This is a genomic window from Pseudomonas berkeleyensis, assembly GCF_014109765.1.
Lineage (GTDB): Bacteria > Pseudomonadota > Gammaproteobacteria > Pseudomonadales > Pseudomonadaceae > Aquipseudomonas > Aquipseudomonas berkeleyensis.
In genome coordinates this window covers 1,431,247-1,446,142 of the sequence record NZ_CP059139.1, presented here as the reverse complement: position 1 = coordinate 1,446,142, position 14,896 = coordinate 1,431,247, and the positions used below count along the sequence as shown (strand labels likewise).

The window sequence follows — 14,896 nt, the reverse complement described above, 5'->3', positions numbered from 1 at the left end:
CGCGCTCACCACCTCACACGAAAACCGACCGTGGCGCCATAGCCGTAGGAGTCGCTGTTGGCCAGGCTGCGGGTGAAGTTGCCTTCACCGTAGAGCGAGTACTTGCCGCCATCCCAGTCATGCGAACCACCGAAGCCGATGCCGGCCCGCACGCGGTCGTCGCGACTGCGGAACACCTGTTCGTCGACACGCACCGAGGTACCGTCGAGAAACTCGTTGTACAGATTGGCGACGGTGTAGAGACGTGTAGCGTCGAATTGACGCTCCAGGCTGACGCCCACACGCCCTTGCAGGCTGTCATCACGACCGGGGCGAACCGAGGCGCCGAATACATCGCTGAAGCTGTCGAAGCGCACCTTCGAATAGGTCACCTGGGCCTGTGGGGTAATGACCCAGCCGCGCTCCAGGGTGATGCGCTTGCCGCTTTCCAGCGAGAACGCGTAGCCGAAGGCATCGTTGTCGCTGACCAGGCCACGCACCGGACGCGCTGACAGGTCGCTGTCGTACCAGGTCGCCTGCACGGTGCCATCGACATAGAAGCCGTCGTTGCCATACCACGTCAGCGTGGCGCCAAGCCCATAGCCATCGGTGGATATGTCGCCAGAGCCATAGTCACCCGCGCCATAGCGCCACCGGGTGTCAGCGCTGCCGTTGACGTAATGCAAGGAAACGCCGCCAACGAGGTGGCCGCCAGCGTTCTGCAGCAGCAGCGCATCGACACCGATCTGCGTTCTGGTCATGTCGTAGCGATACTCGCTGCCGGAGGTCGAACGCTGCGGATCGACACGGTTGTGCCCGCCTTCCACCCGTATCCAGACGCCACTCGGGGTGGTGAAACGACCACCGGCCTCCTCGGCCGACGACACTGCACTGCCCTCCTCCCACAGGCGATTGCCCACGCGTTGATACAGCGTCGACACGCCATTGAGGCCGAGCAGAATCTGCGGATAGGCCTCGTAGCTGGGCACGCCCGGCTGGTAGAGCGGCGTGCCGGGCGGTGCGGAGGTGTTCTGAATGACCGAGCGCAGGTACCAGTCGCCATCCAGGGGCGTGGATACACCGCCCTGATACAGGCGATAGGCGTAGGCCCCGGCCACCACCGCCGGGTCGCCTTCGTAGGTCGTGCTGCTCGCCAGGGTGAATACGCCGTTGGATGCGCCACCGACCTCGATGATCCTGATCCCTTCGGTGGTCTGTGCACCGGTACCACCAACGTTGATGACGGTGATGGGTGTGCTGCCGGAGGTGGAGCCGGTGATCACCAGACGGTCGGTCGGCGAACTGTCGTCGCCCAGCTGGGTGCGGATTTCGATGCTGCCACCGGCTGGCGTGTAATCCCCGGCAATCGTCAGCGTCCCCAGGCTGCCTGGTTGCCCCGGAGCGATCACCCCGCGGTTGGTGGTGATGCCGACCTGGCCAATACCGGTAAGACGCGCCCCTGCCAGCACATCCATGGTGCCGCCAAGAGTGCCATCGACCTGCAGGGTGCCTGCCTGGGCCAACACATCACCGGTAAAGGTGGCGCTGTTGCCAGTGAGAGTCAGCGTGCCCGTGCCCAGCTTGTTGAAAGTCGAGGTGCCGGAAAAGGCCGTGTCGATGCCAATGTCATAGCTGTTGCTATCGATCCAGGCGCCTTCCGCGCCGACGGCCAATACCGCCGTGAAGTTTCTCAGAAAGTCGCTCTCGTTGCGGTTGGCGCGCAAAATCCCGCCATCGAGATCGAGGTCGACCGTGCCCAGCCCGGCGATCACTGCTCCGGTTTCAAGAACACCACGCCCGGCGGCGCTGCCGTTGAGCTGCAGCGTGCCACTGCTGGTGGCGGTATCGGCGATATGCACGTTGTCGGCGATCTGCACCAGGCCGCCGCTGTCGATCGAAATAGAGCCACTGCCCTCGACGCCCACCCGCAGGTCGTCGGTCGCGCTCAGCGTCGAGACATCGCCCGTGGTGCTCGATACGCTCACCGTGCCGTCACTGCCAGCGTAATAGCCAATATAAATGGTCGCAGCGCCACCGCCGGCCTGCTCGGTACTGACCGCGGCACCGTCCTCGACCTGCAGCAGACCCGTGCCCTCGAAACCGACATAGATGTTGTCGAGCGGCGCCCAACTCGACCCAAGACCGTTGACGGTGACACGGCCATCGCCACCAGCAATGACACCGATCACCCCCTGCTGGCTGCGCACCACGCCGCCATCGTTGATATCCAGCGTGCCAACGCCACCGACACCGATCTGAAAACTGGGGCTGGGATTCGCAGCCGACCTGGCGTCCCACAAGGAGCCGGCCCCCGAGACCGTGACGTTGCCGGTACTGCCAACCTCTCGACCGACCGAAACGCCGCCATCGCTACTCACCACGCCACCATCGAGGATATCCAGCCGGCCAGTGCTGCCCGTCTCGACGCCGATATAGGTCTCACCGTCTATCGTCCAGGTGGAAGCATTGCCTGCACCGTCCGCCCCCTGGACGGTCACCGTGCCGCTGTCGAAGTTGCCGATATAGGCATCTACGGTACCGCTGACGGTTCCACCGGCATCGATAAGCAAGGTTCCAGCAGCACCATCACCCACGACAAGATCGCCGCCAACGACCCAGTCAGTGCCAGGCGGCGGCGTGGGGTTCACGTCACCCGTGAAGGTCACTTGCGCACTCGCCAGCCGGGCACTGTCTGCGCCCCAGATACAGGCGGCAATCGCGGCGGAGAGAATCAGGGAGTGGCGAAGCGGGAACGCTGCAGCGCTGTACTTCATGGCGCAATTTCCTTATGTCGTTATAAGTCGTCCACCCGGTTCGCCTGGCAGCATCTGGGCTCACTGTGTAACGCGGCTGAATCAGCTGTAGGTTTTATAGAACATCATTCCTTGTATCGCGAACTGGCTGATGCCAATCGGTCATAGTTCCCTCAGCGATTGCGGCATATTCATCCGACCCAGCACACCCTGGCGAAAACCCGGATAATGGCGGCCATTTTGTTTCGCTCGCTGGTACTGCCCAATGGAAATCAAGGTCAACTTTCTCGACAACCTGCGCCTTGAGGCCAAGTTCGACGACTTCACGGTGATCGCCGATCAGCCGATCCGCTACAAGGGCGACGGCTCGGCGCCGGGGCCGTTCGACTATTTCCTGGCCTCCTCGGCGCTGTGCGCGGCGTACTTCGTCAAGCTGTACTGCCAGACGCGGGACATCCCCACCGAGAACATCCGCCTGTCACAGAACAACATCGTCGATCCGGAAAACCGCTACGCACAGATCTTCAAGATCCAGGTCGAGCTGCCGGCGGACATTTCCGAGAAGGATCGCCTGGGGATTCTGCGCTCCATCGACCGCTGCACCGTGAAAAAGGTGGTGCAGCAGGGCCCCGAGTTCATCATCGAGGAAGTGGAAAACCTCGACGCCGATGCCCAGGCGCTGCTGATGCCGGTGTCCGATACCACCACCTACATCCCGGGCAAGGACCTGCCGCTGGAGCAGACCATCGCCAGCATGTCGGGCATCCTCGCGGATCTCGGGATGAAGATCGAAATCGCCTCCTGGCGCAACATCGTGCCCAACGTCTGGTCGCTGCATATCCGCGACGCGCAGTCGAACCTGTGCTTCACCAACGGCAAGGGATCGACCAAGGAGAGCGCCCTGGCCTCGGCCCTGGGCGAGTTCATCGAGCGGCTGAACTGCAACTTCTTCTACAACGACCAGTTCTGGGGCGAGGACATCGCCGCTGCCGAGTTCGTCCATTACCCCAACGAGCGCTGGTTCAAGCCGGGCCCGAAGGACGCGCTGCCCGAGGAAATCCTCGACGCGCACTGCCTGGCCATCTACAACCCGGATGGCGAGCTGCGCGGCTCGCACCTGTACGACACCAACTCGGGCAACACCCTGCGCGGTATCTGTTCGCTGCCCTTCGTGCGCCAGGGCGATGGCGAGACGGTGTATTTCCCGTCCAACCTGATCGAGAACCTGTACCTGTCCAACGGCATGAGCGCCGGCAACACCCTGGCCGAAGCCCAGGTGCAGTGCCTGTCGGAGATCTTCGAGCGCGCGGTGAAACGCGAAATCCTCGAAGGCGAGCTGTGCCTGCCGGACGTGCCGCAAGAGGTGCTGGCCAAGTACCCGGGCATCGTCGCCGGTATCCAGGGTCTGGAGGAGCAAGGCTTCCCGGTGCTGGTCAAGGATGCCTCCCTCGGCGGTGAATTCCCGGTGATGTGCGTGACCCTGATGAACCCGCGCACCGGCGGCGTGTTCGCCTCCTTCGGCGCCCATCCGAGCCTGGAAGTGGCGCTGGAACGCAGCCTCACCGAGCTGCTGCAGGGCCGCAGCTTCGAGGGCCTCAACGACCTGCCGCAGCCGACCTTCGACAGCCTGGCGCTGACCGAGCCGAACAACTTCGTCGAGCACTTCATCGACTCCAGCGGCGTGGTGTCGTGGCGCTTCTTCGGCGCCACGCCGGACTTCGAATTCGTCGAGTGGGATTTCTCCGGCGAAGGCAGCGACTCCAACGAGCAGGAAGCCGCGACCCTGTTCGCCATCCTCGAGGACATGGGCAAGGAGGTCTACGTGGCCACCTACGACGACCTCGGCGCCAACGCCTGCCGCATCCTCGTGCCCGGCTACTCGGAGATCTATCCGGTCGAAGACTTGGTCTGGGACAACACCAACAAGGCGCTGCTGTTTCGCAAGGACATCCTCAACCTGCACGCCCTCAGCGACCGCGAACTCAAGTCGCTGCTGCGCAACCTCAACAACACCGAGGTCGACGACTACACCGACATCACCACGCTGATCGGCGTCGAGTTCGACGACAACACGGTGTGGGGCCAGCTGACCATCCTCGAACTGAAACTGCTGATCAACCTGGCGCTGAAGAAATACGACGACGCCAAGGAGCTGGTCGAGGCCTTCCTGCAGTACAACGACAACACCGTCGAGCGTGGCCTGTTCTACCAGGCAGTGAATGCCGTGCTGGAAGTACAGCTGGACGACGAGCTGGAGCTGGCCAACTTCGAGCACAACTTCCGCCGCATGTTCGGCAGCGAGCGCTTCGATGCCGCAATCGGCTCGGTGGACGGTAGCGTGCGCTTCTTTGGCCTGACGCCGACCAGCATGAAGCTGGAAGGGCTGGACAAACACCTGCGCCTGATCGACAGCTACAAGAAGCTGCACGCCGCACGCGCCAGGGCGGCGGGGTTGGCCGGCTGAACATGGCCAGCGAGCGCCCAGTCCAGAGGGTCGCAGCGCTGATGCTGGCGGCCGGCTACAGCCGCCGCTTCGGCGCCGACAAACGCCGGCTGGAGCTCGCCGACGGTCGCTCGTTGCTCGCCGCCAGCCTGGCCCTGCCCTGCTCGATGCTGGAAGAAATCTGGCTGGTGCTGCGCCCGGACGAAGCAGGTGGGGAGCTGGGTCTGCCGCCGGCTGTCAGCCTGATCCAGCATCCGGCAACGGTCCTAGGTATGGGCCACAGCCTGGCCGCCGGCGCCGAGCGGTTGCTGGCCGAATCGCGCGCTGATGCCGTGGCGATCTTTCTCGCCGATATGCCGCTGATTCGCCGGAACAGCCTGGAAACGCTGCTCACGCATGCCCGTGCAAACAACATCGTGCTGCCCAGCTACCAGGACAAGCGCGGCCATCCGGTACTGTTCGGCCGCGATTTCTGGCCGCAGCTCGCAACACTGAGCGGCGATGCCGGCGCCAAGCCGGTGCTTCAGCAGAACCCCGAGGCCGTGCGTATCGTCGAGCTGGACGATCCCGGCATCCTGCAGGACATCGATACCCGGGAAGACTGGCAACGTCTCGCCACGCACTGAGCCCTCAATGCGGCTCCTTGCGGTACTCGCTGCCCAACTCGCGGGCCAGGGCGATGAAGTTGGCCACCTGCGGTGACTGGTGCAACTCGCGGCAAACCAGGGTGATCGGCGCAACCAGACGCGGCTTGGCATCACGAATCGAACGGTAGGCCACGCTGTGCTCATGGAAGCCGCGCATCGACGCAGGCACCACGGATACCCCGGCGCCGGCGGCCACCAGGCTGACGTTGGTCAGCATGCGCTCCACCTCGAACGCCACATGCGGCTCGAACCCGGCATTGCGGCAGGCCTGCAGGAAATTGGCGTACATGCCCGGCGCACCGGGGCGGCGCACCAGGATCAACGGCTCGTCCGCCAGATCCTTCAGTGAAACGGCGCCATTGCCCTGCAACAGCCGATGTCCGACCGGCAGCGTGAGCACCAATTCTTCATTGAGCAGGCGGTGATAGGCGACGCCCTGCGGGTTGCCCACAGGCGCGCGCAGGATGCCGACATCCACATCGCCGCCGCTGACATCATCGGTCAGCTCCTGCGCATTGCCCTCGTTGAGGCCGATGTCCACTCCCGGATACAGATCCCGATAGCGCCGGATGATCCGTGGAATCAGCGGATGCGAGGCCGCCGAACTGGTGAAGCCGACACTCAGCCGCCCCTCGATGCCTTTGGCCGTACGCGCCGCCTTCAATGCGCCCTGCGAGACCCGCTGGAGAATGTCTCGCGCCTCGCGCAGGAACACTTCGCCGCCGACGGTCAGATCGACGCCCTTGGCATGGCGGATGAACAGATCGAAGCCGAGTTCCTGTTCCAGTGCCCGGATCTGCTGGCTCAACGGCGGCTGCTGCATGTTCAGGCGGGCCGCAGCGCGGGTGAAGTGCTTTTCTTCGGCAACCATGACGAAGTAGCGCAGATGACGAAGTTCCATGCAGCCCCTTGGGGAGGTTTAGAAGGCTGGCACACGATACCGAATCCACGTGCCGATGCGGTAGGATGAACGCTTACGTGCGGCCCCGACGCCGCGACGACGAACAAGAATAAAACAGGCTCCGATGATCTTCAGGCATTCTCGAACAGGCATTGTCCTGCTTCTGCTGGCGCTCGTTCTCGGCGCTCTGCTGGGTGTCTGGTGGCCCGACCTGGCGGTGGAGATGAAGCCGCTCAGCGACCTGTTCATCTCCGCCATCGGTCTGTGCGCGCCGGTGGTGATGTTCGTCCTGGTGTGCTCCAGCGTCGCTGCGCTCAGCGACTACCGCGCCACCGCGCGCCTGGGTCTCAAGGCCGTCGGCTACTGGCAACTGATGTCGCTGCTGTCGCTGCTGACCGGCTTGCTGGTCGCCCTGCTGCTGCACCCTGGCGGCGGTCTGCAGCACATGGGCAGCGACTGGAACACCCTGCAGTCGGCAAACGATGGCCCACTCTTCTCGCGTATTCCAGGCTTGCTGCTCGACTCGCTGGAGCAAAGCTTCGTCCTCAAGGTTCTGCTCGCCGCGGTCATCTGCGGCCTGCTGCTCGGCCGCAGTGGTGCGCTCGGCCAACGCCTGACGCAGCATCTCGACCAGGCGGTGAAAGGCGTCTTTCGCGCCATGCAGGTAATCGTCAGCTTCGCACCGCTGGCGGCTTTCGGTGCCATTGCCTTCATCATCGGCAAATACGGCCTGGAAGCCGCGGTGCCACTGGCCAAATTCGTCGTGGCGGCCTATGCAGCCTGCCTCGTCTATCTGCTGCTGGTGCCGGCCATCGCCCTGCGTCTGGCGGGTTGTCGGCTTTGGCGCCTGGTCGGCTACGTCAAGGAGGAACTGCTGCTGATAGCCGCCACTGGCTCGTCGGTCGCTGCCCTGCCCCGTCTGATCGATAAACTGGAAGCGGCCGGTTGCGACAGCCAGACCGTACGCCTGACGCTTACCGCTGGCTACAGCTTCAACCTCAATGGCTCGAACCTGTACCTGGCCGTGGCCATCGTGTTTCTCGCCCAACTGGCTCACGTCGAACTGGATGCCCTGCAACTGGGCACCATCCTGCTGGTCAGTCTGCTGACCTCGCTCGGCTCGACAAGCGTGGCCGGCTCAGCCTTCGTCACGCTCACCGCAACGCTCAGCGTGCTGAATATCCTGCCGCTGGAGAGCATCGGCATCCTGATCGGGGTGGAACGTCTGATGAAATGCCGCTCGGTGACCAACGTGCTCGGCAATTGTGTGGCCTGTGTGGTCATCGCCCAGTGGGATGGCAAGGTGGACAAGCAGAAGCTGCGAGAAATGCTGGGCTGACGTCAGCGGCGAGCCAGCTGCGCCCTCACATGCCGAATACGAAAAGAAGTGGCTACCTGTGGGCGCAAGCCATGCCGCTCCACCAGATCGGCCGTCGTGCCACGACCGACGAAAACCACCTCCTGCAATTGCGGAAAATGGCTGGTGCGCCCCAGGTAGCCCAGTAAAGCGTCTAGAACCGTGAATGCCGACAGCCCGCGCCGCCCTTCGCTGGACGCCTCACCGTCGACCCAGGCCTGCTCGCTGTGCCAAGCGGGCAGATCCGTAGGCTGATTGCGGCCATCGACGACGCTGAACTGCGGCACGAGCACCAGTGTGCCGTCATGCGTATCGAGTAACGCCTCGCTGGAGTTCGAGTCGTCTTCAATGCGCACGACCACACGCCGGATGTCTCGCGGCAGGTTGTACAGGTCGGCGTTGGCTGCAAGCGGAAGGGCGAAATTGCCGGCGGCATCATTGAGTCGCAGCAACTGCACCCTGCCATCGACAGGTGTGGCGGATTCCGCTCGGCGCGCCGCCGTCTCGCTGAAGACCATGTTGGCCAGGACGACCGAACAGAGCAGCAGGACGTAGCGGCGCGGATGTTCCATGGTTCACGCTCCTGACGAAAATGAGCGACGAGGCTGGGAAAACCTCGCCACCCGAAATCAGCGGGAAGCTGGCAGGAGCTTGGCGAAGGCCTTGTCCAACGCTTCGTCCGCTTGGATCAGATGCTGACGACGCTCGTTCATCCAGCGCTCGTCCGCCTGCAGGCGCTTGCCCGCCTCGGCCAGCATGCGCTTGACCTCGGCAGGCTGCGGGCCGCCGGTGCCCTGGCGCGTCTCGACCATGGTGCGCGGCGACAGGGTGGCGCGGAAGGCGCTCTCGCTCAGTGGCAGGCGCTGATCCTTCCAGTTGTATTTCTGCGCAGCCTTGGTGAAGAGCTTCTGCGCGTCGGCGTAAGGGAACTCCTTGGGCAGCAAGCCTTGGTCACGCGCCTGCCCGACGATCAGCGAAGCGAAGCTGTGGCCGATGCGGAACGGCACCTTGTGCTCGCGCTCCAGCGTATCGGCCAGCTCCATCGAGGTCGTCCAGTCGGCGTCGAGTTCCTCCATGGCCCGCTCGGGGTTGATCACCAGCGCATCGAGCACCAGGTTCAGGCGCTCGAACATGTCGGCAGCCGAGCCGAACAGGCCAAGGTCGTCGAACGCCGCCTTGTAGTCGGTCATGCCGGTGGTGACGTTATGCGCGCGAATGGTGGTGGCACCAGCCAGGCCCACCACATCGGACGCCGACTCACGGGTGCGCATCAGCAGGCCGGGATTGCGTTTCTGCGGCATGGCGCTGCTGGTGTAGGTCGAACCTTCCTCGAGCAGCAGCCAGGGACGGGTCTGGTGGTACTGGGTGTGGATATCGCCGATCAACGCACCGACGCGGATGGCCGATGACGAAGCGATGCCCGCCGCCTCCAGCGGAATGTCGAAGGTCGATACCTGGCTGGAATCCAGCGAGTTCTCACGCACGCCATCGAAGCCCAGCAGCGTGGCCAGCCGTTCGCGATTCAGCGGCCAGCCGGAGTTGGCCAGCACCGCGGTTCCCATCGGGCTGAGGTTCAGGCGCGCATAGAGTTCATGAATGCGCTGCGCATCGCGCTCGAAGGCAGCTTCGAATGCCAGCAGGTAGTGCGCATAGCTGATCGGCATGGCCTGCACACCGTTGGTGTAAGCCGGGATCAGGGTGTCGACGTTGTCGCCGGCGATCTTCAGCAGGCGCGCGCGCGACGAATTGAGCGCATCGCTGTAATCCAGCACCTGGGCACGCAACACGGCCAGGCGATAGGTGGCGTACATGTCCTGGCGGCTGCGCCCGGAGTGAATCAGCGAGGCTTCAGGGCCGATCTTGTCGATCATGATCTGTTCGACCTGCAGCACGTCGCTGGGACGTTTGCCGCCCGCCTGGGCGGCCTGATCGACCACGTGTTGCACACCGCCGGCGATACGTCGCCCCTGCGGCGAGGAGACGATGCCCTCCTCGGTCAGCATGACGATCGAGGCCTTGTTGATGCGGTTCAACCAGGAGAACTGGCTTTCGTAGGCGCCTCCCTTGAGCGCCGACTTGTCCACAGTCGCGCCGATCTTGCGCGCCTGCTCGGCGCATTCTGCCGTGGTACGGCAAGGCAGTTCGGCCGTATTGGCCGCCATGGCACCGGAAGAGGCAAACAGCGCATAGACGACAGCCAGGTGAAGCAGGGTCTTTCTTGTTCTCATGGTTTCAGTTCCGCTCGGTATCAGTGAGGGCTCGGCTGCCGTGCAGTGGAGCAGCCCTGCCGATGCTAGCGGCATGCATGAGAGATATGAAATATATTAAAAATATCCAGTCAATATCTAAAAAGTACCAACAAGATCTTATCGGGTGCCACCTCCCGTAGGGTGCGCCGTGCGCACCGAACGAACCGCAAGCATCGAGATTGCCCCCAACGATTGGTGCGCATGGCGCACCCTGCTTGTGCTACGCCCAGCCTATGCAGCATCCACCAATCAATATCAAAAAAGTATTGAATGGCTATTTTCAAGATATTTTATCTAGCAAAAAACCGCTGTTAGCATCGTCGCCATAACTCCAATCAACCAGGTCGACCTGCGCTGCCAACCAGCGGGTACGACTTAGCGACATGCCAGCGTCTTGTGTGGTGTGCCGCGCGCTCTGCCGAGGTGGAATATGCCGTACGACGTTCTCTGGCCCCTGGGTTCTCTGCTCAAGCAAGGCCCGAACCTCCGCAGACAGGCCGTCCTGGCCATCGCCCTGCTGACCAGCGCCTTGTACTGCGGCCTCGCCAACGCCAACCCGCAACTGCTGCGCCTGGGCCAGAACGAGCCCTACAACTTCCTCGCCTTCGCCAATACCGACCTGAATAGCGCCAGCCCGACCTCGCGTGCCGTGGTGGTGGTTCACGGTGTGCGTCGTAACGCCGACGACTACTACCAATACGGCCAGAGCCTGCTGAAGAAAGCCGGATTCGACGCCAACGACACCCTGCTGCTGTCATTGAATTTCCTCACCGCCGAGGACAGCCGCGCCGGTAGCGACATGCCGCTATGGGCACGTGACAAATGGATGCACGGCACAGCATCGAGTAAAGGTCGCCGCGGTATCGACGCCTTCGCCGTACTGGATGATCTGCTGCTGTATCTGGCAGACCGGCAGCGTTTTCCCGCCATGCAGGAGATCGTGCTGATCGGCCACTCCGCCGGTGGCCAGCTGATGCAGCGCTACAGCATCCTCGGCGATGGTGACGAGCGCCTCGCCACTACCGGAATCAAGGTTCGCTACGTCATTTCCGCTCCGTCTTCCTATGTCTACATCGAAGACAGCCGCCTGCAGGATGGTTCGTTCAAGCCTGTGCGCACAGTCATGTGCCCGAGCTTCAGCCGCTATCGCTATGGCCTGGATCGCGCGCCCTTCTATCTGACCCGGCAGAACCTCGGCGCCGAGCAGCTGTTTCGCCGTTACGCCGCTCGCGACGTGACCTTCATGGTCGGTGAGCGCGACAACGACCCGTGGCACCGCGTACTGGATCGCACCTGCGGCGCCAACATGCAGGGCGCACATCGGGTCGAGCGCCAGCTCAATTACCTGCGCTACGAGGCCTTCCTTTCCAGCAAGTGGGGGGTGCCGATCCATCACCCACAGATCACGGTCGCCGGTATCGGCCACAACGCGGCCCGTTTGCTGGCCACGGAAATCGTCGCCGACACGCTGTTCCCGAAACGCTGATACCTCGTCTGCCCGACTCACAAAAACAACAACGAGCTTGCCATGACTTCGACCTTCACCTCCGCCCAGGTACGCCGGGTGCTGCACCCGCGCAATCTGACCCTGCTGGCCGCGGCGATCCTCGCTGCCCAGGCTCAAGCCGAACCCCTGCCCTCCGCCGGCACGCTGTTCGACAACAACCGCGACATTCTGCGCCCGGCCGAACGCGCCCAGGATGCGCCGCGTGGCAATGTGCGCATCGAAGCTCAGGATGACCGCAGCCAGGCTGCAAACCCGGCCGAGCAGGCCTCTGCCGCCTTTCGCGTGAATGCGTTCAAGCTCACCGGTAACCGTGAGATCAGTGAGTCGCGCCTGCTGCAGGAGCTTGCCCCCTATGCCGGTCGAGAGCTGAATCTCGCCGGCCTGCGTGAGGCGGCTGGGCGCGTCACCGAGCTGTATCGCAGCCGTGGCTATCTGGTCGCCCGCGCCTATCTGCCCGCCCAGGAAATCAGCGAGGGCGTGGTTACCATCGGCGTGCAGGAAGGTCGCGTCGGCACCGTGCGCGCCGAACCCGAGCCCAACGTGCGCCTGCGTCCAGGCATGCAACAGAGCTTTGTCGACGCCATTCCCAGCGGCAGCGTGATCCGCGAGGCCGATCTGGAGCGCGTGCTGCTGCGCCTGTCCGATATCGCCGGGGTTTCGGTGCGCGCCGTGCTGCAACCGTCGCGCGAGCCGGGCGCATCCGACATCGTCCTCAAGCTCAGCGAGATGACTGCCTGGACGGGCCGCGTCAGCTTCGACAACCACGGCAACTACTACACCGGCTCCAACCGGGTCACCAGCAACGTCAGCCTCAACGACGCCTTCGGCTTCGGCGAAAGCCTGTTCTTCAATGGCCAGAACAGTTTCGAAGGCCTGGAGATTCGCGGCCTCGGTTATCGCCAGCCGCTGGGCGCCAGTGGTGTCACCCTGGGCGCCAACTACGCGGAGATGGAATACGCCATCGGCAAGAGCCTGAAGACCGCTGACGCCAGCGGTACCGCCATCGTTTCTTCGGTGTTTCTCGACAGCTCGCTGCTGCGTAGCCGCGATGCCAACATCTCGTTCAACCTGGCCGAAGAGCATCGTCATTTCGAGGACGAAGCCGGCGCCTTCGCGGTGAAGAAATCCGCCGTGTTCCGCAGTGCCACGCTTTATGGCGACTGGCGTGACGACTGGGCCGGCAGCAACCGCTGGAGCCTGGCCTATGGCATCGGCAAGCTGAACAAGGACACCCCGCTCGATGAAGCCCTCGACCAACTGACCGCCAATGCCGCCGGCCGTTATCGCAAGGCCAACCTGGCATTCAGCCGCTTGCAGGAGCTGGGCGGTGGCTACTCACTGTTCGCCTCTCTCAGCGGCCAGTGGGCGGACAAGAACCTCGATGCCTCGGAGAAATTCAGCCTCGGCGGCCCCAATGGCGTGCGCGCCTATCCGGTCGGCGAAGCCGCAGGCGATGAAGGCCTGCTCGGTCGCCTGGAGCTGCGCAAATACCTCGGCCGCTATTATGGTGCCATTGCCGAAGCCACCCTGTTCGCCGATGGCGGCCGGGTGCGGGTGAACAAGAACCCCTGGGACGACAGCGAGAATCACCTGACCCGCTACGGCTACGGTGTGGGCCTGAACGTCTATCACCGCGACCTGGTGATGAATGCCAGCCTGGCCTTCTCGCCAGGCGACGACCCGATCAGCGACGAGCGCGACAACAAGCGCTTCTGGCTATCGGTCACCGGCACACCACAGGCCTTCGCCGGCCTGGCCAAGGACGTCGGCAGCCGCGAGGACTTCCGTAGCAAGACCACCGAGCTGGTGCTATACGGATCGCTCGGCCTGGTGCCGGAATACATCGACCGCCGTGACTCCTCCCGTGCCTCCCCGGCTGACCAGAGCAAGCTGGCCACGGCCAATGGCCGCAACATGTCCAGCTACTGGCGTGCTCGCGACAACGTCTCCTACATCGGTGCCCACGCTGGCATCCCGATCAACGACGACACGCGTTTTCTGTGGCAGCTGGAATACGGCATCTCGGTGAACTACACCCTGAGCGGCGACGACAGCGCTCCGCTGTCGATCTCGCCCAACACGCGCCTACGCAACTCCGGCGTAGCGCTCGATGACGATCGCTTCGGCACCCTGCTCTACGGCGTCTGGGACATGCCGCTGAAGGAGAGCACCACCAGCCTCGACCCGTTCTTCGGCAAGACCAGCGCGGCCTACTACAACATCATCGGCTCGCCCGGTTTCAACAGCAGCCTGGCCAGCAACGTGTCCGGCCCGCTCAGCCAGGCCGACGAAAGCGTCAACTCCGATGCCGCCTTCAACCGTCGCCAGTCCGGCGTGGTCGCCTGGTGGTCACCGGAGTGGCACGGCCTGCAGGTCAAACTGGCTTACTCCAACAACGGCATGCGAGCAGCAGAAGACGTCGACCGGGGCTACATCTACGGTGGCAGCGTCACCTACAAGAACGGCGGCTTCACCGCGGTCGCCGCCGCCGAACGCCACGTCAACTACTTCGGTATCGCCAACCTGGGGCGTAACGCCCGCGGCGTGGGCAGCAACACCCACGTCACCGAGGGCACGTCGTCGAACGACTACAGTTTCCGCTTCGGCCTGGGTTACCGCTTCGGCAACACCCAGCTGTCGCTGGTGGCTGACGAGCTCTACTACTCCGAAGACGACGTGATCAACAACAGCGTCAGCTTCAGCGACCTCTCCGAATACCGCCGCCGCGCCTACATGCTCGGCGTCAGCCACCGCATCGGCGCCTGGCGCCTGCGCGCCAGCTATGCCCGCGCACTGTCTGGCGAGTGTTCGATGATCTCCGCCAGCGGGATCGAGTGCGACACCAGTGGCATGGGTGCGCGCCAGTACGCCCTGGGCGTCGGCTATCGTTTCACCCGCAACACCGAGGTGTTCGCCCACTACGTGCTACTGAAGAACACCTCGCTTTCGAACTACAACTTCGCCGTGGCCGGCGCTTACGCTGCCAGCGGCTACTCGCCAGGAGTAGGCACCACCATCAACGCCATCGGCACCGGCTTCAACTATTCGTTCTGAGGAGAT

9 protein-coding genes are annotated in these 14,896 nt (G+C 63.5%); 5 read left to right on the top strand and 4 right to left on the bottom strand.

Annotated elements, in window-relative coordinates:
* Window positions 1–5 precede the first annotated feature (5 nt).
* Window positions 6–2,753, bottom strand: a complete 2,748-nt coding sequence (locus tag HS968_RS06715; RefSeq protein ID WP_182370673.1) for an autotransporter family protein — start codon at window positions 2,751–2,753, stop codon at window positions 6–8.
* A gap of 244 nt (window positions 2,754–2,997) precedes the next feature.
* Between HS968_RS06715 and HS968_RS06710 the strand changes: the two genes are divergently transcribed.
* Window positions 2,998–5,196, top strand: a complete 2,199-nt coding sequence (locus tag HS968_RS06710) for an OsmC domain/YcaO domain-containing protein (protein WP_182370672.1) — start codon at window positions 2,998–3,000, stop codon at window positions 5,194–5,196.
* A gap of 2 nt (window positions 5,197–5,198) precedes the next feature.
* Window positions 5,199–5,801, top strand: a complete 603-nt coding sequence (locus HS968_RS06705) for a nucleotidyltransferase family protein (RefSeq protein ID WP_182370671.1) — start codon at window positions 5,199–5,201, stop codon at window positions 5,799–5,801.
* 4 nt (window positions 5,802–5,805) lie between these two features.
* Here HS968_RS06705 and HS968_RS06700 read toward each other — a convergent pair whose 3' ends face one another.
* Window positions 5,806–6,723, bottom strand: coding sequence for a LysR family transcriptional regulator (locus HS968_RS06700; RefSeq protein ID WP_182370670.1), 918 nt, complete (start codon window positions 6,721–6,723; stop codon window positions 5,806–5,808).
* A gap of 124 nt (window positions 6,724–6,847) precedes the next feature.
* Between HS968_RS06700 and HS968_RS06695 the strand changes: the two genes are divergently transcribed.
* Window positions 6,848–8,062, top strand: a complete 1,215-nt coding sequence (locus HS968_RS06695) for a cation:dicarboxylate symporter family transporter (protein WP_182370669.1) — start codon at window positions 6,848–6,850, stop codon at window positions 8,060–8,062.
* Window positions 8,063–8,064: 2 nt separating this feature from the next.
* Here the strand turns inward: HS968_RS06695 and HS968_RS06690 are convergent, their stop codons facing one another.
* Together HS968_RS06690 and HS968_RS06685 are read right to left on the bottom strand one after the other, a co-directional pair.
* Window positions 8,065–8,652, bottom strand: coding sequence for a hypothetical protein (locus tag HS968_RS06690; RefSeq protein ID WP_182370668.1), 588 nt, complete (start codon window positions 8,650–8,652; stop codon window positions 8,065–8,067).
* A 57-nt stretch (window positions 8,653–8,709) separates the two neighbouring features.
* Complete coding sequence (locus HS968_RS06685) at window positions 8,710–10,308, bottom strand: argininosuccinate lyase (RefSeq protein ID WP_182370667.1); 1,599 nt, start codon at window positions 10,306–10,308, stop codon at window positions 8,710–8,712.
* Window positions 10,309–10,759: 451 nt separating this feature from the next.
* Here HS968_RS06685 and HS968_RS06680 point away from each other — a divergent pair, with 451 nt between their 5' ends.
* Together HS968_RS06680 and HS968_RS06675 are read left to right on the top strand one after the other, a co-directional pair.
* Window positions 10,760–11,815: a hypothetical protein gene (locus tag HS968_RS06680; protein ID WP_182370666.1), complete on the top strand. Its 1,056-nt coding sequence runs from the start codon at window positions 10,760–10,762 to the stop codon at window positions 11,813–11,815.
* 42 nt (window positions 11,816–11,857) lie between these two features.
* Complete coding sequence (locus HS968_RS06675) at window positions 11,858–14,890, top strand: ShlB/FhaC/HecB family hemolysin secretion/activation protein (protein WP_182370665.1); 3,033 nt, start codon at window positions 11,858–11,860, stop codon at window positions 14,888–14,890.
* Window positions 14,891–14,896 lie beyond the last annotated feature (6 nt).

Excerpts from the sequence above, each read along its gene's own strand:
- HS968_RS06715 (WP_182370673.1), bottom strand. The coding sequence starts at position 2,753 with ATGAAGTACAGCGCTGCAGCGTTCCCGCTTCGCCACTCCCTGATTCTC.
- HS968_RS06710 (WP_182370672.1), top strand. The coding sequence starts at position 2,998 with ATGGAAATCAAGGTCAACTTTCTCGACAACCTGCGCCTTGAGGCCAAG.
- HS968_RS06705 (WP_182370671.1), top strand. The coding sequence starts at position 5,199 with ATGGCCAGCGAGCGCCCAGTCCAGAGGGTCGCAGCGCTGATGCTGGCG.
- HS968_RS06700 (WP_182370670.1), bottom strand. The coding sequence starts at position 6,723 with ATGGAACTTCGTCATCTGCGCTACTTCGTCATGGTTGCCGAAGAAAAG.
- HS968_RS06695 (WP_182370669.1), top strand. The coding sequence starts at position 6,848 with ATGATCTTCAGGCATTCTCGAACAGGCATTGTCCTGCTTCTGCTGGCG.
- HS968_RS06690 (WP_182370668.1), bottom strand. The coding sequence starts at position 8,652 with ATGGAACATCCGCGCCGCTACGTCCTGCTGCTCTGTTCGGTCGTCCTG.
- HS968_RS06685 (WP_182370667.1), bottom strand. The coding sequence starts at position 10,308 with ATGAGAACAAGAAAGACCCTGCTTCACCTGGCTGTCGTCTATGCGCTG.
- HS968_RS06680 (WP_182370666.1), top strand. The coding sequence starts at position 10,760 with ATGCCGTACGACGTTCTCTGGCCCCTGGGTTCTCTGCTCAAGCAAGGC.
- HS968_RS06675 (WP_182370665.1), top strand. The coding sequence starts at position 11,858 with ATGACTTCGACCTTCACCTCCGCCCAGGTACGCCGGGTGCTGCACCCG.